Raw genomic sequence first — 20,847 nt, 5'->3', positions numbered from 1 at the left:
AACTGAACTACCGCTGCTAGGTCTAGCTAAACGTTACTGATATCACAAACTAGGGCAATATTGGTGGGCGTTGACGGGCTCGAACCGCCGACCCGCGCCTTGTAAGGGCGCTGCTCTACCAACTGAGCTAAACGCCCAATATTGCTTACGTTGTTTGTGTTTCTGTGTTCGTTCAACGTGGGGTGCATTATAGAGAGTTCTTAGACTGTGTCAACGGTTTTAAAAGCTTTTTCCTAAAAAGACGCCTGACTGTTCAAAAGCCGTACAACTCCGCATTCAAATGAATGATTAAACATACAATCGTCTGTTTTATATGCATTTTATTTAAACTTTGGTTTTTAAAAAAATATGACCATTTTAAGGTTAAATATTGACCACTCGGTATACACAGACTTTTATAACCTTCTGATGATGTCACTTACACTATCAAACTGGTGCATTTCTTCACCACTTAACGCGACTCCACAATATTGACGGTGACCCCCTCTTCGACTCGCGCAAATAAATCGATGAGGTCATGATTATGCATCCGAATACAACCATGTGACTTAGCGACACCCATAGGTTCACTGTCAGGAGTACCATGAATATAGATATAGCGCTGATGAGAGTCCACATTAACTCCTTCATCATTCACGCCGTGATTAAACCCCGGCTCACGTCCTGTCAACCAAAGAATTCTCGTTAATATCCAATCCCGATTAGGGTAAGCTTCTGCAAGTAACGAATCATAAATCTCACCTGTAAATTGCCGACCCCGCAGTACAGCATTTACTGGCAAATCCCCCCCGATTTTTTCACTAATCACATGCGCGCCTCTGGGTGTTCTTTCACTGCCTTCAATTTCCCCCACACCATTTAATGCTGTGGAAACGGAATAAACCAGTGCTTGCTCATCTCCAAAAAAAGTCAATGTTTGCCGAGTGATATCAATCTCAATGTGATGCATAGAACGCTCTTTAGGACTCAATGAGTAACTGGATTAAAAATAGGGATACACCTTACTTCTTTTCATTAATGTGACAGGATCCCCCCCTATGAGATACATACTTTTAAGAATTAAATATTCTCAACAAATGTCTTCATCATACTGATCGTGAACAGCTATACTGATAGGTATATTAAATATGAAGAGGCACAAGGATAGCCATGAACAGCCCATTTTCACAAGAGCCGCTACAGGTCGATACAACAACTGTCCAACACGCTTTTGCAGCTCAAGCAGCAACAGCGATTCGCTTACGCCAATCAACTAAGGCTGAGCGCATTGAGAAGATCAAAGCATTAAAAGCCGCGCTGCTAACTCATCAGCAAGAAATCATTGCTGCTGGTTTTGCAGACTTTGGTAAGCCTGCTACCGAAGTTGAACTGACTGAGATACTGCCTGTCGTCGCCGAAGCCAATGATGCCATTCGTAAATTAGGTCGCTGGATGAAACCCAAAAAGGTTTGGCCGTCACGGATGATGGTCGGTACTACCGGTTATACCCAATATGAGCCTAAAGGACGTGTCCTCATCATATCGCCATGGAACTATCCTGTGAACCTGACTCTGGGTCCTCTAGTTTCTGCGATTGCAGCGGGTAATACCGCGATCATTAAAACATCCGAAATGACTCCACACTTGTCGAGTGTGATTACTCAGATTATCAAGCAAACATTTGATCCCAGTGAAATCGTGGTCTTTGAAGGCGATGCCAGCGTTGCACAAGCGTTGCTTGAGCTCCCCTTTGATCATATTTTTTTCACAGGCTCACCAACCGTTGGCAAAATTGTCATGGCTGCTGCTGCAAAAAACCTTACCAGCGTCACACTCGAACTAGGCGGCAAATCACCAACGATCATTGATGAAAGTGCAGATTTAGCTGTAGCTGCTCAAAATACCTTATGGGCAAAATACACTAACAATGGTCAAACCTGTATTGCGCCAGATCATATCTACGTCCACAACAAGGTCAAAGATAAATTTTTAGAGCATTGTGTCGCCACCTTAGAAAAGACTTATGGCAAAAACACACTCCAGATTCAAAGTCCCGATCTTGCCCGCATCGTCAATGATCGTCATGTGAGCCGTGTCAAACATCTACTCGATGATGCCGTCACACGCGGTGCTAAAGTGGTCACAGGTGGTCAAATCGATGAAACACAGCGTTATATCTCACCAACCATATTGGATAGTATCCCACAAGAGGCTGATATTATGCGCGAAGAGATTTTTGGCCCTCTGCTCCCTATTATTGGTTTTGATCAACTCGACAACGTCATTGCCAAGATCAACGCAGACCCCAAACCTCTAGCGCTTTATGTCTGGAGCAAGAATAACGACAATATTCGTAAAGTTTTGCAGCAAACATCGTCTGGCGGTGCCTGCGTCAATCATAGCGTGGTTCAATTCCTACATGGCAACCTGCCATTTGGGGGCGTAAATAACTCCGGAATCGGCAGTGCGCATGGTTATCATGGTTTCCTTGCCTTCTCTCATGAGCGTGCGATTGTGCGTAACTGGCTGATGCTGGCAAAAATGTTCTTCCCGCCCTACACCGAATTGACACGCAAACTGATTGCACTCTTCATTAAAACAGTCTAATAGCAAAAATTTAACAAAAACAAGCCTCCATATTTGGAGGTTTTTTTACACTCCCGCCCCAAAACTCACGAATTGTTACGGAACTCTCCGCAAACTCGGGTGTTTTTTCATCAACACCAACCTCATGATTAATACAGGAGGCTGGTAAAACATTAAAAATATTTATTTTTATATGATTTGAACAGCCAAATACACATCATCAAAGATGCTCAGCTAGAAGAAATATGAATGCTGACTGAGCAAAGAATGATTGGAAACAGTGCATTTCGATTCGAAACGACACGATCCACTTTATAAAAGGAATATCTTATGAGCTTTCTCTGGTTCTTATTGATTGGTCTAGTCGCGGGTTGGCTAGCAGGCTTACTGGTTAAAGGCGGCGGTTTTGGTATTATCGGCGATATGATCGTTGGTGTGCTCGGCGCATTCATCGGTGGCTTTATATTCACCAAACTGGGTGTTTCCGCTGGTGGCGGTACAATTGGTAGCATCATCGTCGCAACGATAGGAGCGATCATTTTGATCTTCATACTGCGATTGATCAAGCGAGCCTAACAAAGACTTAAGATCACATTCAAACGTGTGACTCTCAAATGCACCAAGTTTAAAAGCAAAAAAGCGAACCCAGAGGTTCGCTTTTTTTGTCAGACGCCAAATGGATTAATCCATTTTTCGACCTTTGCTTGCTGCGATACGTAGACGTAAACCATTTAAACGGATAAATCCTTCAGCATCTTTTTGGTTATAAGCGCCGCGATCATCTTCAAATGTCGCAATATTGGCATCAAATAATGAATTATCAGACTTACGGCCAGCAACAATGACGTTGCCTTTGTACAGTTTTACACGTACCACACCATTAACCGGTGCTTGTGACTCATCAATCATCACCTGTAGCATTTTACGCTCTGGGCTCCACCAATAGCCGTTATAAACTAGGCTTGCATAACGTGGCATCAATTCATCTTTTAGGTGAGCAACTTCTCGATCCAGTGTAATGGACTCAATCGCACGATGCGCTCGCAGCATGATGGTGCCCGCTGGGGTCTCATAGCAACCGCGTGACTTCATACCCACATAGCGGTTTTCAACCAGATCCAGTCGACCAATACCATGCTTACCGCCAAGTTCATTCAACTTAATCATCACTTCTGCAGGCGTCATAGCAACACCATCAATCGCAACGATATCACCCGCTTGATAACTGAGTTCAACATATTGCGGTGCATCAGGTGCCTTCTCAGGGCTCACCGTCCAGCGCCAGATATCTTCTTCTGGTTCCCAGTATGGATCTTCTAAGCCGCCGCCTTCATAGGAAATATGCAGAAGATTAGCATCCATAGAATAAGGTGATTTTTTGCCTGATTTTGCAAAATCAATCGGAATGTTGCGCTCTTTTGCATAGGCCATCAGCGTTTCACGAGACGTCAGATCCCATTCGCGCCAAGGCGCGATGGTCTTGAGATTTGGCGCAAGGGCAAAAGCGCCTAATTCAAAGCGCACTTGATCATTACCTTTCCCAGTTGCGCCATGGCTGATGTATTCAGCACCATGTTCTTTTGCAATCTCAACCAGACGCTTGGCAATCAAAGGACGCGCAATCGATGTGCCCAGTAGGTATTCACCTTCATAAATGGCGTTGGCACGGAACATGGGAAACACATAATCGCGTGCAAATTCTTCACGCAAATCTTCAATGTGAATCGATTTCACACCCATTTGCTGCGCTTTTGCACGAGCAGGTTCAACTTCTTCACCCTGCCCGATATCTGCGGTAAACGTAATCACTTCCGCATCATATTTCTCTTGCAGCCATGTCAGAATGACTGAAGTATCCAAACCGCCCGAATAGGCCAGTACGACTTTGCGTTTTTCCGCCATGAATAATGTTCCAGTATGCATTAGAAAATTTAAACAGCACGATGAGCAGACTATCCCAATGTATAAGAAAGCCCTACTCTAGTATCAAATTCAGAATCGACGCATTCTACATGAAACCAACATGCCGCGCAGCACATCCAAAGCGCTTAAATCACATGATGGAGAAGAATATTGTATAAAGCGAAGCGTTACATTCGATGATATTCACGAACCCTGTGACGACCGTCGGCTTTGGCTTTATAAACCGCCTCATCGGCTTGATTGATTAATTCAGCAATAGTCACGTCTGAATCCACAAAGGTACAGGTCGATACACCGATACTGACGGTCACAAATTTTGCAGTTTTAGATTTTTTATGTTCAATGTTGAGTGCATCAACCGCTGCAAGCACTTTATCAGCAACAGTTTTTGCACCTGCGACAGGCGTATTGGGTAACAGCACTAAAAATTCTTCGCCGCCATAACGCGCCGCTAAGTCTGTACTGCGATGCAAAAATAACTTCAACGTCTGTGCAACTTGATGCAACGCTTCGTCACCCTGTAGATGACCATAGGTGTCGTTATAGGTCTTGAAATGATCAATATCAATGAACAATACAGACAGTGGCTCTCCAGAGCGCTGTGCCCGCTCCCACTCCTCATCCATCCTTTCATTAAAATATCGGCGATTTGCAAGTCCTGTGACGGGGTCTTCGCGTGATAAACGCGTCAACTTATCACTCATATCCTCTGCTTGCAGTTTATCTAACTCGAGCAAGCGCGACTGAAGAAAGCTGACACGCTCTTTAGCAATATTTACAGTACTGACAACTAATCCGACTAAATTAATCAACCCGACATAGTAGACATAACGTACCAACTCTTCGTTGGAATACCAGATAAAGTCAAAATTTGCAGTTCGGAAATAAGCAATCGCCAACGCCAACAGCCCAGCAGATAGCCCCACGGCAAAGATAAAGCGCGGTTTCATCCCAATGATGAAATAGACCAAAATATAAACAAGAACCACATCATAGGTCGCGGCTTGAGAAACCCACGGCGTTTTAAACTGTAAAGAAAAATATGACGTTGAGAGCACACCAAAGAAAGAAATGGTGCCCATGATGGCGTAAAAATACTGATGAAAAAAAGATCGCTTCAAAAGCGCAGGGAGTGTCCCTAAACACAAGATGCCAATCGCATACATATAGGCGAGGTTGTATAAATCCTGCGTCCTAAAATAACTCCAACTGAAGTAGTAAACGATTGGAAGGTTGAGCACCCCTAAAATGAGATAAACAATTGCACCGGGAAAAATAAAGCCATTGATCATACTTGTCGAACGTTCGGCAAGTGTACGCCAGAATGCAGACTCCATTTCAGGCTGAAATGAACGCATGAGAAAACGTTGACCTGATAGCAATTCGCGTATCAGTACATCTTCTTTAGGTATTGGCGTGGCGGGTGGTTTATTTTTCAAGTCCGTCTCATCTAAAGAACTGAATCCTTATAAATCAATTTTTCATATTTCCTTGTTCACACATTAACAAAAAAAACGCCCTACCGATAGAATATTTGATGGCCTTGCGCCATCAAATTACTTGTTTTTTTTAGTAGCAAATGAATATCTTAAAGTTAACGCATCGATTTTGCCGTGTTTTACAGCGCTATTTCGACTATCATGACACAAAAGTTTTATGAGTATTTTCACCCGTGACAACACCCCGCACTGCCAATCAAACAACGCTAACGATTACTCAACCAGACGACTGGCATATTCATTTACGGGATGGATTGGCACTCGAACGCACTGTGCCCGATATTGCAAAAACGTTTAATCGTGTGATCTGTATGCCGAATCTCGTCCCTCCTGTCAAAACAGTCGAAGAAGCTGAGGCGTATCGCGCGCGTATCATGGAGCATGTGCCTGTGCCTACAGCCCATGGTGCAGAGGCTGCATTTGATCCTCGCATGGTGCTCTATCTGACAGATCATACTGATCCTGCTGAAATTCTAAAACTCAAAAACTCAAGCCATGTACAAGCGGTCAAACTCTACCCGGCAGGTGCAACGACTAACTCGCACTCTGGTGTCAGCGACCTATCCAAAGTGTATGACGTGATTGCTCAAATGGAAGAACATGGCGTGCCGTTCCTTCTGCATGGTGAAGTGACCCATAATCATGTTGATATTTTTGATCGTGAAAAGCGCTTTCTCGATGAAGTGCTTGAGCCACTTCTTCAGCGCTTCCCACGCTTAAGACTCGTCCTTGAACATATTACAACGGGCGATGCCGCTGCTTTTGTACAAGCACAAGGCGCCAATGTTGGGGCAACGATCACCCCTCAACATCTACTGTTTAATCGTAACCACATGCTGGTTGGCGGCATTCGTCCGCATTTTTATTGCTTGCCAATCCTAAAACGTCAAAGTCACCAAGCGGCTTTGATCGAAGTGGCGACAAGTGGTAACCCTAAGTTTTTCTTAGGCACAGATAGTGCACCACACGCTCAGGACAAAAAAGAAAATGCTTGTGGCTGTGCTGGTTGTTACACAGCACCTTTTGCCATTGAACTGTATGCGGAAGCATTTGAACAGGCTGGAAAACTGGATAAATTAGAAGGATTTGCCAGCTTTTTTGGCGCAGACTTTTATGGCTTACCACGCAATACACGCACAATCACCTTGGTAAAAAATGAACAAATTGTTCCTGAATCCTTTGCATACTTCGGGGATCAAAAACTGGTTCCACTCCTCGCCGGTGAAACACTCACATGGTCGATCCAACAAGACGCAACGCATGGATTCAGCTCATGAGTGATTTAATACAATCAAATAATGATACGGCTCCAAGCAAAACACGTCCGATCATTGGACAGCGTTTTAGAGGATTCCTACCTGTTGTGGTCGATGTTGAGACGGCGGGCATGGACTCTAAAACCAATGCACTGCTTGAAATCGCATGTATCCCAATTCTCTTTGATGAAAATCACCAGCTCGTTCCCGGTGAAGCCGTTCATGCGCACATTAAACCGTTTGAAGGTTCCAAGCTTGATCAGCGCTCACTCGATTTCATCGGCATTGACCCCTTCAACCCTTTTCGCATGGCCGAAGAAGAAAAGCCGGCTTTATTGCGAATTTTCAAGTCCCTAGAAAAGACACGCCGTGAGCAAGGTTGTAATCATTGCGTTTTGGTGGGGCATAATGCCCATTTTGACCTTGGATTTTTACAAGCTGCGGTGGCGCGTACCCATACCAAGAATCAAACACCTTTTCATAGTTTCTCGGTCTTTGATACCGTAACTCTTGCAGCAGCAGCCTATGGTCAAACCGTTTTGGCACGTGCCTGTCAGGCTGCTGGCATTCCATTTAGCAATGGCGAAGCCCATGCGGCTCTGTACGACACCCAAAAGACCGCTGAGCTATTTTGTAAAATTGTCAATGCTTGGCCAGTCATGCAAGTGATGGGTGCCGCAGAAGGCACTGAAGAAAATGCGAATGATGAATCGGAATAATCCATATCCAGCACGTATTCATAGTGGACTATTTTAGCCGCGTATGAAACCTGAATCTCTGATGGCGCTGACTGCTGAAGCTGGTTTTGTTTTTAACCAGCTATTAGATCTTCACGACTCGCATGACGGTATAGACGACCTCAATCTTGATGAATTTCGCTACAGCAAAGATATTGCAATGCCGATCAAAGAGCATCTTCAATCCTCGGATCTATCAAAGATTGATGTGCTGCCTGAATACCTGCTGATCAAGCAGCTAATAGATCGAAACTTTCCGCTGATCTTTGTTACTGGCGGTGCGGGTACAGGCAAAAGTACCTTTATTAAATGGCTGATGAAGCAATTTCGCGGTTCTGCTCTGCTCAGTGCTCCAACAGCGATGGCGGCCATTAATATTGATGGCAAAACACTGCATTCACTTTGCCAACTGCCTCCGGCTTGGATCGTCAAGAAGGACATCAAAAGCACACCTCACCGTACCGACATCAAAGAAGCCAAGCTACTGATTATCGATGAGATCTCGATGGTCACGGCAAACCTACTAGACGGCGTCAGTGCTTTTTTAAGGCAAAATCGTGATGGCAATAGTGCATTTGGAGGAATGACCGTGATCATGGTCGGTGATCTCTTCCAACTCCCACCTGTCGTTAGCGAGTCTTCAAAACCATTATTTGATCGCATTTATGGCTCAGCCAAATTCTTTAAAGCCCGCTGTCTACGCAATACACCATATTACGCCGTTGAACTCAAAAAAACATTTCGCCAATCGGATCAGGCATTCGTCAATATTCTCACCAAAATTCGTGAGGGAGTTGACCTTAAACAGTCTCTCTCACTGCTGAATGCAGGATGTACCATTACCGATACTCCGCCTATAGATGCTGTTTGGCTTTCTCCACGTAACGCCGAAGTCGATACGCGTAATCATCGCGAACTGAGTAAATTGGATGCCTCCGTGCAAAGTTATACGGGCCAACTCACGGGTCAGTTTAAAGCGGATCGACTGCCCTCGCCGATGGAGCTGGTTTTAAAGATCGGTGCGCAAGTCATGTTCACCAAGAACGACCTGAATCGACGCTGGATCAATGGTTCTGTCGGCACGGTTAAAAAGATGACCGCAGATAAAATTACAGTCGTCATGTCTGTTTCCAAGCAAACCGTAGAAGTCGAACGCGATGAATGGCAAGAATATCAATACCGCTGGGGTATGATCGACGAGGAAATTGAACGCTATGAAACTGGAAGCTATATCCAGTTTCCATTGGTCTTGGCTTGGGCCATGACCGTGCATAAAAGCCAAGGGCGTACGCTTGAAAAAGTGCACTTGAATCTCGGTGCTGGTGCCTTTGAAACAGGGCAAACTTACGTTGCCTTAAGTCGCTGCCGCACACTTGAGGGTCTCTCACTCGCCAGACCCTTGACCGAAGCAGACATCATGGTAGATCAGGAATCCAAAGACTTTTACCAGCACTTACGCGCGGTAATTCACAAGCTCCCTGCGGAAACCATGCTGGACAAGATCAAAGAACAGGCGAAGAAACCAACGCCCGCAAAAGACGATTCATTACCTGACTAACCAACTTCGGCATTGCGCTCGCAGTTAGTCCGATATCCCCTTGCGCTTGCTCGGCATATAAATCACCCGCGAGTCCGTGAATATAGGCGCCTAAGCTTGCCGCTTCAAAACTATCAATACCTTGACCCAATAGTGCTGCAATCACGCCGGTCAAGACATCACCCTGCCCTGCAACAGCCAATGCTGGCCCGCCACTGGAATTGACAACATACTCACCGCTGGGATGAAAAACGACGCTCTGATCACCTTTCAACACAACAATACTGTGATAATGCTGGGAAATTCTTTCAGCGGCTTGCAAACGATTGTCTTGAATATCTGCCACATCACACCCTAGCAGCCGCCCTGCTTCTGCTGGGTGAGGCGTTAAAATAGCCATAGATGTCCGATTGTGTAGCTGATTACGATAGCTATCAGTCCGTGACATCATATTTAGAGCATCGGCATCAAACACGGTCGGAATATGACTTTGCACAAAGCAGCGCTCAAGTGCAGTATGAGCAACAGTATCTGCACCTAATCCTGGACCTACAGCTAAAGCAGTCGCTTGTGCTAAATCTCCATTATGGGATCGAATCATCAACTCTGGTGCAAAAGGATCAACAGCAAGTCGCTGATCGACCACATTTAACCAAACCTTCCCTGCGCCTGCGGCAAATGCAGCGCGTCCACTGAGTAGCGCAGCGCCCAGCATACCGATGTTCCCACCTACCACCGCGACACTGCCGTGACTGCCTTTATGACTATCAGGCATTCTAATAATCTGCTTCAGTATCTGTGTATTGACATTGCGCCGAGCCATTCGTCATTTCCTTGCTTAAACTTAGAGCATCAAAATTTGAGTATAACTGCTTTTAAATTAAGCAAAATTCAATTATTTTAAGTTAATTTCATTAAACGTTCATATCCTGATCAGCATTCTCTTGACTTCCCCCTGTATTTCTCTAAAATACGCGCCTGTTGCATGCATTGCCTTTAGTCCCCATCGTCTAGAGGCCTAGGACATCACCCTTTCACGGTGAGTACCGGGGTTCGAATCCCCGTGGGGACGCCAAATTCGAGTGATGTTTAAATCGGCAGTATCAATGCACGATTTAAAATCAGAAAAAAAGCCTATCAGTTTAGCTGATAGGCTTTTTTTTATGGCCTAAAACCACCATCATAAAGAACAGCTCTTTTTAATATTTTTAAATGAAAGCCATGCTGCTGTATTTTCGATCACTCCCAATGAGTTCAACATGAGCAAAGTAAAAACCATCTACATCTGCCAACACTGTGGAACCAGCCATCCCAAATGGTCTGGGCAATGCAGTGATTGCGGAGAGTGGAATTGTTTAGTTGAGGCCCGACCTGAACCCACCACAACCCACCGTGCGAAAAGCATGAATAATGGGGGCTATGCTGGACAGGCAGCAACGGTGACACGTCTAGATCAAATTACCGTAAGTCGTGAATCACGATTGACGACAGGCATCAGCGAGTTTGATCGTGTGCTGGGTGGCGGTGTTGTGAATGGCTCAGTGGTGCTCATCGGCGGTGATCCCGGAATTGGGAAATCAACCATCCTTCTCCAGACAGCCACACATATGGCGCAAGGTGAAAAAGCGCTCTATGTCACAGGTGAAGAGTCTTTATCTCAAGTCGCCATGCGTGCCAAACGGTTAGAGCTTCCAACTGATCAACTCAAAGTGATGGCAGAAACATCCGTTGAAACGATCTGTGCGACCTTAACCGCAGAAAAACCAGCCGTTGCAGTGTTGGACTCCATCCAAACTCTTTTTACCGAAACCCTGCAATCCGCACCGGGCGGTGTGGCCCAGATTCGTGAGTCTGCGGCCATTCTTACTCGCTATGCTAAGCAAACAGGCACAGCCCTATTCCTCGTCGGTCACGTGACTAAAGAAGGTGCATTAGCCGGGCCCCGAGTGCTTGAACATATGGTTGATTGCGTTCTTTATTTCGAAGGCGAATCGGATTCGCGTTTTCGGATGATTCGTGCAATCAAAAATCGTTTTGGCGCGGTCAATGAACTGGGCGTCTTTGCCATGACCGATCGCGGTCTACGTGAAGTCGCTAACCCTTCCGCCATATTCTTGAGTCGCTACGATGAAGCAATTCCTGGCAGTATCGTGATGATTAGTCGCGAAGGAACTCGTCCACTCCTCGTTGAAGTGCAAGCGTTAGTGGATGACACGCAGGGCCAACCGCGTCGCGTGGCGTTGGGGTTGGATCAAAATCGCTTGGCCATGCTGCTTGCGGTCATGCATCGTCATGGCGGTATTCATACCAATGGACAAGACGTCTTTGTCAATGTTGTCGGCGGAATCAAGGTTCTAGAGACAGGCTCGGATTTGGCAGTACTCCTTGCGATCGCATCAAGCCTCAAAGGTCGGGCGCTACCACAAGAACTCGTGGTCTTCGGTGAAGTCGGGCTTTCCGGCGAAATCAGACCTGTGCCGAACGGTCAAGAACGCTTACGTGAAGCTGTCAAACATGGCTTTAAAAAAGCCATCGTTCCAAGAGGCAATGCACCGAGGCAAGCGATAGATGGAATGGAAATCATCAGTGTGGGGCGTTTACATGAGGCGCTAAGCGCAGCATTTGATTAGACATATCCCATAGAGTGGGTTGCATAGGCTCTCTGGGTTATATGCATGTATTTTTCAATGGTCTGCTTCAAATTCATACCAATTGCAACTTCATCACTACGATATTTTTTAAATTATATGTTAGTTTATGAACGGTATGAGGGATGCTTGCAAAAGCCAAGTCCCCCATGCGCACTACACAATGTAGTCATAGATTGTATTCAATAAATATCACATCATTTTTAGGAAATGATTAACATGAAATTAAATACTCGCACCGTTGGATCAATGCTCATGATGGCGACCCTTGCGTTGTCACCATTGGCTGAGGCGAAACGTATCGGTGGCGGTAGTAGTTATGGGATGAGTCGTTCTTCTTCAAGCCACTCATCAAGTTCATATGGCAGCTCAAATAACAGTGGCAGCACTGTACGACCATACCAGCAGCCTGCACAACAACAAGCCGCTCCACAGCGCTCAGGTCCAGGTTGGGGTGGCGTAGCCGCTGGTGTTGCTGGTGGTGCATTGCTCGGTTCCATGATTGGGCACTCCAACAATGCCAACGCAACCACGGCATCTCAACCAGCACAAACCGAAAATGGTTCTGGTGCTTGGAACCAAGCTCAGCCTGCTGAAAAGAAAGGCGGATTTCCTTGGTTTCTGCTGATCATCTTGGCAGGTGTTGGTTATTTTGTTTATCGTCGTTTTGCAGCAAAAAAGCCCGCACTGGCGAGTAACGCTCCAGCTTCAGCAAGCCCATTTGGTTTTGGCAATAGTAATGCAACACCGCAACCGTTTCCATCAAGCGGTAGCAATACCAATATTTTTGGTCAAACCGTAGGTGGTGGCGCAAATAATGCTAGTTTTGGCTCACCTGCACCGTTCACCAGTAACGGACAAACCCTGCCTGATGGTACTGAAAATGCAGTGTTCTTACGTCAGGCTCGAGCAACGTTCTTGCACATGCAAACCATGAACAGTTCTAGCAACTTGGAAGAACTACGCCGTTATTTCACCCCTGAAATGTTTAATGCAGTGCAATCTGACATTGCGAGCAACCATGACACTGCGGAATTTCCACAGTTAAATGCTCAAATTGTGGACAGCGCTCAAGAAAATGGTCAGTACGTTGTCAGTGTCTTGTATAGCGGAACAGTGAGTGAAGACGTCAACTCTGCGCCTACGCCATTCAGCGAAACATGGCACTTCGTACAAACGATTGGTAGCACTGATCGCAAGTGGTTAGTGGCTGGTATTCAGCAAGGCTAATAGTCGAAGCCTTCATAAACCTACTGCCACCAAAAATCCTCGTCAAGCATGTCTTGGTGAGGATTTTTTTATGAGCTTTATAACAAAAGATCAAGTCAATCTGATTGGCCCCGCTTATTCTTTCTACCCATAACGCCCCACATGATGAATCCAAATAAGAAGCCCATTTTTAAAAATATGCTATCCAAGCAATTTTGATACTTACTTTATTTTTCTAATTGAAATAATTTTGTCATATTTAAACGCTACTCTTAGCCAGATTTTTCAAAAAAATAGCTCTAAATATCTGATCTACAAGTAAAGATGATCACCACAAGCCCTCCATAGAACCTCCATCTTGAACGATTAAAATCGCCTGCAATCCAAACCCTGATAATTTATTGACCGTGATTAATCGAATGTCAAAAAAATATCGAAATCATTGATCTACTGTAAAAGCAGTAGTGGAGATCTTAATGAATATTCGAGCATTCATTCACAGCATCTACAACTCACTGATGACTAAAAGAATAGCATTGATGTTGAGTTCAGTTGTCGTCGCCATCCTGATCGTTGTTTGGATTGTCAATCCAAATGCAAAAGCATCCAGCCCTGCCAAAGCGACTGCCGATGAGCCCATGTTCATCCATAAAGGCAATCAAATCATTGTTGCCAAAGACTCCCCGCTTCAATCTAGGCTGATGGTTGCTTCGGTTTCAGATGCTGCATCTTCGAATGTCATTACTGTGCCAGGAGTTGTTGAAGCAAATCCTGCATCGACAGTGAATATATTATCTCCGCTAACGGGACGTTTAGTTGCACTCAATGTCAAACTTGGCGATGTCGTTAAAAAAGGGCAAGTGCTTGCCGTGATCAGCTCTCCAGATCTGGCACAGGCGCAAACAGACGCTATCAAAGCCAAAGATGCGCTGGATCTTGCTAATCGCGCACTCGGTCGCACAAAGAGTGTCAACAGTATTGGAGCCAATGCCACTAAGGACATTGAAGCAGCAGAAAGTGGTCGTGTACAAGCACTTGCCGAATACGAGCGAGCTCAAGCACGTTTGACTACACTTGGCTCAAACACTCATGACAAAGGCAGTCAATCCGCTTTACTCACCATTACGGCACCCACTTCAGGTGCCATAACTGCATTGAATGTGGGTAGTGGTGCATATTTGAATGATAGTACGGCAGCACTGATGACCATCTCCAATCTAGATCGCGTCTGGGTCAGTGCAAATATTCCTGAAGACCTTAGCGCAAATATCCGCCAAGGTCTGAGTGCAGACGTGACTTTACCGGCATACCCTGATCAGACTTTCCACGGCACGATTGACTCTGTCAGCGCCGTACTTGATGCAGATACCCGGCGCTCGAAAGCGCGCATCTCCTTTGCAAATGTCGATGGAAAACTAAAACCCAATATGTTTGCATCGGTCAAAATTGCCATCGCTGCACAAAAACAATTGAGCGTTCCTCCATCAGCACTGTTGATGAACAATGATGACACAACCGTTTTTGTCGAAGTACAGCCGGGTGTTTATACACGCCGTGTTGTAGAACTGGGTGTGGAAGATGCCAATAGTGTGCAGATTCTGTCTGGACTCACAGCAAGTGACCGAATTGTGATTCGCGGTGGAGTCTTGCTGAATGATTAACCAACTGATTACACTTTTTTTTCGCAGGCGTCATCTTGCTTGGGTCATTGCTATTCTCGTTACATGTTACGGCTACTATTCATGGAAAATGATGGCGGTTGAGGCTTATCCTGATATCAGTGATCTCACCGTTCAAGTGACGACCCAAGTCCCTGGACTTGCCGCTGAAGAGGTGGAGCAGCAGATCACAACCCCACTAGAACGTGCCTTGAGTAATACACCAGGTGTGGTGACTATACGCTCAAGCAGTACCTTCGCGCTGTCGTTGATCACGATGGTTTTTAACGGATCGGATAATTACTTTGTACGTCAGCGTGTGCTAGAACGCATTGCTGGCGTAACACTTCCTGCTGGTGTACAGCCGGGATTGAATCCTGTATCCAGTCCATCAGGCGAAATTTATCGCTACACCTTAGAGTCCGATTCAAAAAATCTGATGGAGCTATCTGAAATCCAGCGCTGGATTGTGATTCCTGGCTTCAAACAAGTTTCTGGCATTGCCGACGTCAATAACTTTGGTGGATTTACCAAGGAGTTCAGACTCGAACTCGACCCGATCAAGCTCCAACAATATGGCGTTGTTCTGAATGATGTGGTCAGTGCAATCAACAGCAATAGCGCCAATGCGGGAGGTGGTCGCATTGCCCGCGGGGAACAAAGCTATGTGGTCCGCGGCATCGGTCAGATCCACTCGCTGGATGATCTTGGTACTGTCGCCGTCAAACAAAGTAATGGCACACCAATACTCATTAAAGATCTGGGTAAACTCAGCTTTGGTCATCAAGAACGTGAAGGCATCTTAGGTAAAGATCGCAATCCAGATACACTGGAAGGCATCGTGCTGATGTTGAAATCCGAAAATCCATCACGTGTTCTCGAAGGTGTCCACGCGAAAGTCGCAGAAATGCAAAAGCAACTTGCGCCAATGGGCGTGAAAATTGTCCCATATATTGATCGCGATGATTTAGTGGAGTTGACAGTACATAAAGTCGCTCATACCGTGATTGAAGGTGTGGGGCTTGTGCTCATCGTTCTGATTCTCTTTTTAGGTAGCCCACGCAGCGCCATTGTTGCTGCGGTTGCCATTCCGGCCGCGTTGGTTGCTGTATTCATTATGATGAATCTGTCCGATATGCCCGCCAATCTTTTTTCACTTGGGGCAATCGACTTCGGGATTATCGTCGATGGCGCGATTGTGGTCATGGAGGCAGTCCTCAAGCGGCGTGAAGAGCAACCCAATGATGAATTAACCGAGCAAGATATTTTAGAGACGCTCAGTTATGTGGGACGACCAATCTTTTTTGCCACATTAATTATTATTACCGCGTACCTCCCCCTCTTTGCTTTCGAACGCGCAGAAGGCAAGCTTTTTACACCGATGGCGTATACAGTCGGCTACGCATTACTCGGGGCATTGATCTGTGTCATTACCCTGATTCCGGGACTTGCATTTACCGCACTGCGCAAACCGCGTAAAGTCTTTGTTAATCGTCCATTAATCTGGCTCACACGCCATTATCAACGCATCTTGGTCATTCTGCTGGCCCGCCCGTCAATCACCTATGTGATTGCAGGCATTTCACTCATTGCAGTCGTCGCACTTGGCGCGACCACGGGAAAAGAATTTCTCCCCGACATCGATGAAGGGGCGCTATGGTTACAAGTGCAGCTTCCTTCTGGTATTTCTCTCGATAAATCCAGTGAGATGGCAACGGATCTTCGCCGCACCCTACTCAAATATCCCGAAGTCTCTTATGTGGTGACTCAGTTAGGGCGTAATGATGACGGCACAGACCCTTGGACACCCTCCCATATCGAAGCCCCCATCGGATTAAAACCCTATAGTGAATGGCCAAATGGAGAAACAAAAGCAGCATTTATCAATCAACTGAATACTGATCTCAAAAAACTACCTGGATTTGATATTGGTATAAGTCAGCCAATCATCGATGGCGTCAACGATGCTGTTGGCGGTGCGCATAGCCCACTCGTGCTGCGTATTTACGGCCCAGACCTCAAAGAAAGTCGCCGAATTGGCAACCAAGTCGTTGATATTTTAGACACGATTCGCGGTACTGCTTCTGCTTCATTATTTCAAGAACCGCCCATCCCTCAAGTCGTCATCAAGGTGGATCGTGCTGCTTCAGCAAGATTCGGTGTTAATGTCGCTGATATCATTGCCATCATTCAAACAGGTGTAGGCAGTGCGCCAATCATGCCTGTGTATGTCGATGATAAAATCTATAACGTCACGGTTGGCTTCCCCAAAAACAACAAAAGCAGTCCTGCTTCGCTGGGTAGTTTACTGTTAAATAGTTCCACAGGTGCAAAGATCCCCCTCTCGCAAGTCACCACAATCAAACTCCAGACTGGTGAGAGCACCATCTCTCATGAGCATGGCGAACGACAAATCACGGTTCGTATCGACAACCGGGGCCGTGACCTGACCTCATACCTAGCAGAGGCACAAGCGCGTATTAATAAAGAAGTAAAACTCGATACCGCTCTCTATCGCTTTGAATGGGCAGGACAATTCGAAAGCCAGCGCCGCGCTGAAAAACGCCTCGCATTTATTTTGGCTCTGGTATTGATCTTGATGGGTGCCCTGCTCTTTTTCCAATTTGGCAAGATTCGTCAGGCCTTGCTCATCTTGGGTATTGTTCCACTTGCAACGCTTGGTGGCTTGATTGCCCTTCACGTTACAGGTAACACTTTAAACGTGGCGAGTGCTGTTGGATTTATTGCGCTGTTTGGTGTCTCGGTGCAAAACGGCATCATCATGGTCGCTAACTTTAGACGGATTAAAGGTGAAGGCTTGCCTTTGAACGAGTCCGTTATTGTTGCTGCCACCGAACGCCTACGCCCTGTCTTGATGACAGCCACAGTGGCCTCTATCGGCATGCTGCCCGCAGCGCTTGCTACGGGGGTAGGTACAGATGTACAGCGCAATCTTGCTACCGTTGTGGTCGGAGGACTCATCGTCTCGACATTGCTGACTCTCTTTATTCTCCCTGTATTTTATTATGCGATGGAGCATTTGTTTGAGAAAAGAAAATGGAGTCTGCCAAGACTACGGAGGAATCGTTAATGGTTATGTACAATTCACCTCGCCTCGGCTACTCCATCACATTGCTTGCGGCAGCATTGTCTTCTCAACTGCTCAGTGGCTGCGCCGTAGGGCCTGATTTTGTTCGTCCTTCGACAGCACTACCCAGTTCCTATACCGAAAAACAAATCAACGCCGCCCAAAGCGATGGATCGCAGCAGCTGATCGGACGCGATATCCCCGCCCAATGGTGGGAAGTATTTCACTCACCCGCTTTGAATCATCTGGTCACAGCAAGCCTACAGCATAATCCCAGCATTGAGGCCGCACAGGCCGCTTTGCGCGAATCACAAGAAAATGTGGAAGCACAACAAAGTGCTTACTTCCCCACTGTCGGAGCAGCCTATTCGGGAACACGTCAGAAAACAGCAGCGGTACTCGCAAGCCCGCTGGCATCCAATAGCTATATCTACAATTTGCATACCGCTCAAGTCAATGTGTCCTATAGCTTAGACTTGTTCGGTGTCAATCGTCGTCAAGTTGAGTCCTTGAAGGCCCAAGCGGAATCTGAGCAATTCCAACTTGAAGCAACCTATCTGACCCTCACGAGCAACGTCGTTAATGCTGCGATCTTAGAGGCCATGCTGCGTGAGCAAATTCGAGTTACCGATGAAATCATCGGCACTCAACAAAAGCTATTAGACATGGCCCATCGCCAATTTGATCTGGGACAAATCTCAACGGCGGATGTTGTAACACAGGAAGCCTCATTGGCATCGGCTCAAGCAACACTACCGCCACTGCAAAAACAACTGGCCATTCAACGCGACTTGCTAGAAACCTTGGCGGGTCAGTTTCCAAGTGAAACGCTTGACGCAGAATTCACTTTAAATCAGCTCGAATTGCCGCAGCAACTACCGCTGACCCTACCTTCAACCTTAGTTGACCATCGCCCAGACATTCGTGCAGCAGAAGCGGGGCTGCATGCCGCCAGTGCGGATATCGGTGTTGCGATTGCAAACCGATTGCCCAATATCACATTAGGCGTGAGCTCCTACGGGACATCAGCCAGTCGTTTATCTGATTTGTTCAAATCAGCAACCGACTTCTGGACACTTGCAGGGGGTGTCACCCAGCCCCTCTTTGACGCGGGAGCACTCAAACACAAACAGGGCGCAGCAGAGGCATCCTACGACCTCGCCAAGGCACAATATCGTCAAACGGTTCTTGGTGCATTTCAAAATGTGGCAGATGTCCTCCAAGCCATTCAGGCAGATACAACCGGTCTACAGGCTGCCGAAAAATCGGTGACCGCGGCCACCCGTAGCGCGGGGATAGCCAGACAGCAATTTAAATTTGGCGATATCAGCACTTTGGCCTTACTCGTTATTGAGCAGAATGAACAACAAGCCCAGTTGAATATGGCTCAAGCTAGAGCCAACCAACTCCAAGATACTGCTGCATTATTTCAAGCGTTAGGGGGTGGCTGGTGGAACCGTACAGACTCACTTGCAAATCATGTCCAAAAATGAAAATAATTGATGCATAAAGGAGGTGTTTTAAATGGAAATTACACGACACGAAATGGGGCCACGCTTTAGTGAGATGACTGTTGCTCATGTCGGCACGGCCAATCTCATCTTTATTTCAGGGCAAGTCGCAGAAAATACATCACTAGATGTTACAGGGCAAACCCGAGAAATTTTAAGATTTATTGATCGCTTACTGGCACATGTCGGTGCGGATAAGACCCATATCACTGCTGTGCGTATTTATCTTGCTTCTGTTGGAGATTATGCAGCGATGAATTCAGTCTGGGATGACTGGGTCCCCCAAGGTCATACACCTGCACGCTCAACTTTAGGTGCAAAACTCATTGACCCAGAGTATAAGATTGAAATCGAAGTGACTGCCGTAGCGGATCGTATTGTGACCAACCATCAGGCAGATGCAAATTGTGAAAAAGACGATCATCACAACCACCATCATGCCCATTGAGTATTGAGTTCAAATAAAGATCAAACGTTATCTTTATTTGGATGGTTTGGGAAGCTGAAAACTAAAGCCGACCGTATATGAATTGGCATCTTTATTGAGCTCTAGATCTTTGCCATAGGTGAGGTCCATTTGCACCAGATCAGGGATCACACTAATACTGATGCCTGTATGCAGTTTTGGATTAATGGCCAAATGCCCAAATAGCTCGCCAAATACCATCAGTCTCGAATTAATGTTGTATGACGTTCCCGCGCCCCAAGTTAGCCGATTTTTACCACTGGCTTCCTCGCGAATGAAACCGATGTCCACGTTTGAATTCCATGCCTGACGTGGCGAAGCATAGCTAATCGGCACATACGCATACTCTCCACCATTCTGCCGATGATCAGAACGTGCCACCCCAAAAGCAAGCGCAATCCCATACTGATGATCGATCTCCATTGAGCGCAGTACTGTCTTGCCTTGCAGGACATAACCGTGTTCCTCACCATTCCCTCCTTGATGGCTCAACTGCGTATAACCCGCAGTAATCTCAAAATTACCCGTCGGATTACAGGCAGGCATGACAGACAGCATGTCAGACTCTTTGGTCCCTTGATACCAAGTCTCGAGCTGACAACTGTGTGGATCCGTCAGTGATGCATCGTCGGTAAAAAAAGGACGCCCTGCCCACGCCGCACTGGACACGCAGGACAACATTATTAGCCAAACCGGTTTCATCATTTTTTATACTCAGGAAAAAGCAAGAGCGCTATTGTTCAGATCACC

16 protein-coding genes and 2 tRNA genes are annotated in these 20,847 nt (G+C 46.3%); 12 read left to right on the top strand and 6 right to left on the bottom strand.

What is annotated here, in order from left to right; translation table 11 throughout:
* Nucleotides 1–61: 61 nt before the first annotated feature.
* Nucleotides 62–137, bottom strand: a tRNA-Val gene (locus ACLHG7_RS14425).
* A 314-nt stretch (nucleotides 138–451) separates the two neighbouring features.
* Nucleotides 452–949: a L,D-transpeptidase family protein gene (locus tag ACLHG7_RS14420; RefSeq protein ID WP_410211693.1), complete on the bottom strand. Its 498-nt coding sequence runs from the start codon at nucleotides 947–949 to the stop codon at nucleotides 452–454.
* 200 nt (nucleotides 950–1,149) lie between these two features.
* Between ACLHG7_RS14420 and ACLHG7_RS14415 the strand changes: the two genes are divergently transcribed.
* Together ACLHG7_RS14415 and ACLHG7_RS14410 are read left to right on the top strand one after the other, a co-directional pair.
* Entirely contained in the window at nucleotides 1,150–2,586 is a 1,437-nt protein-coding gene (locus ACLHG7_RS14415) for an aldehyde dehydrogenase family protein (protein WP_410211692.1), read from the top strand.
* Nucleotides 2,587–2,895: 309 nt separating this feature from the next.
* Complete coding sequence (locus tag ACLHG7_RS14410) at nucleotides 2,896–3,141, top strand: GlsB/YeaQ/YmgE family stress response membrane protein (RefSeq protein WP_114899226.1); 246 nt, start codon at nucleotides 2,896–2,898, stop codon at nucleotides 3,139–3,141.
* Nucleotides 3,142–3,246: 105 nt separating this feature from the next.
* Here the strand turns inward: ACLHG7_RS14410 and ACLHG7_RS14405 are convergent, their stop codons facing one another.
* Nucleotides 3,247–4,467 carry an argininosuccinate synthase gene (locus ACLHG7_RS14405; RefSeq protein ID WP_410211691.1) on the bottom strand — a complete coding sequence of 407 codons (1,221 nt, stop codon included), beginning with the start codon at nucleotides 4,465–4,467 and terminating at the stop codon, nucleotides 3,247–3,249.
* Between the two features lie 188 nt (nucleotides 4,468–4,655).
* Entirely contained in the window at nucleotides 4,656–5,927 is a 1,272-nt protein-coding gene (locus ACLHG7_RS14400) for a GGDEF domain-containing protein (RefSeq protein ID WP_410211690.1), read from the bottom strand.
* A gap of 233 nt (nucleotides 5,928–6,160) precedes the next feature.
* On the opposite strand from ACLHG7_RS14400, the gene pyrC reads away from it, so the two are divergent.
* The 3 genes from pyrC to ACLHG7_RS14385 are packed head-to-tail and all read left to right on the top strand — an operon-like array spanning nucleotide 6,161 to nucleotide 9,538.
* The gene (gene pyrC, locus ACLHG7_RS14395; RefSeq protein WP_410211689.1) at nucleotides 6,161–7,264 is read left to right on the top strand and encodes a dihydroorotase; all 1,104 of its coding nucleotides are present in this window, start codon (nucleotides 6,161–6,163) and stop codon (nucleotides 7,262–7,264) included.
* Nucleotides 7,261–7,962, top strand: a complete 702-nt coding sequence (gene rnt, locus ACLHG7_RS14390) for a ribonuclease T (RefSeq protein WP_410211688.1) — start codon at nucleotides 7,261–7,263, stop codon at nucleotides 7,960–7,962. The genes pyrC and rnt overlap by 4 nt, the downstream gene beginning before the upstream one ends.
* 43 nt (nucleotides 7,963–8,005) lie before the next feature.
* Complete coding sequence (locus ACLHG7_RS14385) at nucleotides 8,006–9,538, top strand: ATP-dependent RecD-like DNA helicase (protein ID WP_410211687.1); 1,533 nt, start codon at nucleotides 8,006–8,008, stop codon at nucleotides 9,536–9,538.
* Here the strand turns inward: ACLHG7_RS14385 and ACLHG7_RS14380 are convergent.
* Entirely contained in the window at nucleotides 9,483–10,340 is an 858-nt protein-coding gene (locus ACLHG7_RS14380) for an NAD(P)H-hydrate dehydratase (RefSeq protein ID WP_410211686.1), read from the bottom strand. The genes ACLHG7_RS14385 and ACLHG7_RS14380 overlap by 56 nt on opposite strands.
* 176 nt (nucleotides 10,341–10,516) lie before the next feature.
* Here ACLHG7_RS14380 and ACLHG7_RS14375 point away from each other — a divergent pair.
* From ACLHG7_RS14375 to ACLHG7_RS14345, 7 genes are all read left to right on the top strand, one after another.
* A tRNA-Glu gene (locus ACLHG7_RS14375) sits at nucleotides 10,517–10,592 on the top strand.
* A gap of 184 nt (nucleotides 10,593–10,776) precedes the next feature.
* On the top strand, nucleotides 10,777–12,147 hold the full coding sequence (radA, locus tag ACLHG7_RS14370) for a DNA repair protein RadA (RefSeq protein ID WP_114899233.1): 1,371 nt from the start codon (nucleotides 10,777–10,779) through the stop codon (nucleotides 12,145–12,147).
* A gap of 237 nt (nucleotides 12,148–12,384) precedes the next feature.
* A complete protein-coding gene (locus ACLHG7_RS14365) occupies nucleotides 12,385–13,395 on the top strand; it encodes a Tim44 domain-containing protein (protein ID WP_410211685.1) in 1,011 nt (336 codons plus the stop codon).
* A 455-nt stretch (nucleotides 13,396–13,850) separates the two neighbouring features.
* Entirely contained in the window at nucleotides 13,851–15,035 is a 1,185-nt protein-coding gene (locus tag ACLHG7_RS14360; protein ID WP_410211684.1) for an efflux RND transporter periplasmic adaptor subunit, read from the top strand.
* Nucleotides 15,028–18,123 (top strand): efflux RND transporter permease subunit, encoded by a 3,096-nt coding sequence (locus tag ACLHG7_RS14355; protein WP_410211683.1) that lies wholly within the window; start codon nucleotides 15,028–15,030, stop codon nucleotides 18,121–18,123. Before ACLHG7_RS14360 ends, ACLHG7_RS14355 begins: the two co-directional genes overlap by 8 nt.
* On the top strand, nucleotides 18,123–19,613 hold the full coding sequence (locus ACLHG7_RS14350; protein ID WP_410211682.1) for an efflux transporter outer membrane subunit: 1,491 nt from the start codon (nucleotides 18,123–18,125) through the stop codon (nucleotides 19,611–19,613). The genes ACLHG7_RS14355 and ACLHG7_RS14350 overlap by 1 nt, the downstream gene beginning before the upstream one ends.
* Nucleotides 19,614–19,644: 31 nt before the next feature.
* Nucleotides 19,645–20,079 carry a RidA family protein gene (locus ACLHG7_RS14345; protein WP_114899238.1) on the top strand — a complete coding sequence of 145 codons (435 nt, stop codon included), beginning with the start codon at nucleotides 19,645–19,647 and terminating at the stop codon, nucleotides 20,077–20,079.
* 33 nt (nucleotides 20,080–20,112) lie between these two features.
* On the opposite strand, the gene ACLHG7_RS14340 is transcribed toward ACLHG7_RS14345, so the two are convergent.
* The gene (locus tag ACLHG7_RS14340; protein ID WP_410211681.1) at nucleotides 20,113–20,802 is read right to left on the bottom strand and encodes a hypothetical protein; all 690 of its coding nucleotides are present in this window, start codon (nucleotides 20,800–20,802) and stop codon (nucleotides 20,113–20,115) included.
* Between the last annotated feature and the right edge of the window lie 45 nt (nucleotides 20,803–20,847).

Origin of the sequence: Aquirhabdus sp. (assembly GCF_046462495.1) — a bacterium.
In the GTDB taxonomy this organism is placed as follows: domain Bacteria; phylum Pseudomonadota; class Gammaproteobacteria; order Pseudomonadales; family Moraxellaceae; genus Aquirhabdus.
This window is presented reverse-complemented; position numbering and strand designations above follow the sequence as displayed.

Excerpts from the sequence above, each read along its gene's own strand:
- ACLHG7_RS14410 (WP_114899226.1), top strand. The coding sequence starts at position 2,896 with ATGAGCTTTCTCTGGTTCTTATTGATTGGTCTAGTCGCGGGTTGGCTA.
- ACLHG7_RS14360 (WP_410211684.1), top strand. The coding sequence starts at position 13,851 with ATGAATATTCGAGCATTCATTCACAGCATCTACAACTCACTGATGACT.
- rnt (WP_410211688.1), top strand. The coding sequence starts at position 7,261 with ATGAGTGATTTAATACAATCAAATAATGATACGGCTCCAAGCAAAACA.
- ACLHG7_RS14405 (WP_410211691.1), bottom strand. The coding sequence starts at position 4,467 with ATGGCGGAAAAACGCAAAGTCGTACTGGCCTATTCGGGCGGTTTGGAT.
- ACLHG7_RS14420 (WP_410211693.1), bottom strand. The coding sequence starts at position 949 with ATGCATCACATTGAGATTGATATCACTCGGCAAACATTGACTTTTTTT.
- ACLHG7_RS14385 (WP_410211687.1), top strand. The coding sequence starts at position 8,006 with ATGAAACCTGAATCTCTGATGGCGCTGACTGCTGAAGCTGGTTTTGTT.
- ACLHG7_RS14365 (WP_410211685.1), top strand. The coding sequence starts at position 12,385 with ATGAAATTAAATACTCGCACCGTTGGATCAATGCTCATGATGGCGACC.
- ACLHG7_RS14350 (WP_410211682.1), top strand. The coding sequence starts at position 18,123 with ATGGTTATGTACAATTCACCTCGCCTCGGCTACTCCATCACATTGCTT.
- radA (WP_114899233.1), top strand. The coding sequence starts at position 10,777 with ATGAGCAAAGTAAAAACCATCTACATCTGCCAACACTGTGGAACCAGC.
- ACLHG7_RS14345 (WP_114899238.1), top strand. The coding sequence starts at position 19,645 with ATGGAAATTACACGACACGAAATGGGGCCACGCTTTAGTGAGATGACT.
- ACLHG7_RS14380 (WP_410211686.1), bottom strand. The coding sequence starts at position 10,340 with ATGGCTCGGCGCAATGTCAATACACAGATACTGAAGCAGATTATTAGA.
- ACLHG7_RS14355 (WP_410211683.1), top strand. The coding sequence starts at position 15,028 with ATGATTAACCAACTGATTACACTTTTTTTTCGCAGGCGTCATCTTGCT.
- ACLHG7_RS14340 (WP_410211681.1), bottom strand. The coding sequence starts at position 20,802 with ATGATGAAACCGGTTTGGCTAATAATGTTGTCCTGCGTGTCCAGTGCG.
- ACLHG7_RS14415 (WP_410211692.1), top strand. The coding sequence starts at position 1,150 with ATGAACAGCCCATTTTCACAAGAGCCGCTACAGGTCGATACAACAACT.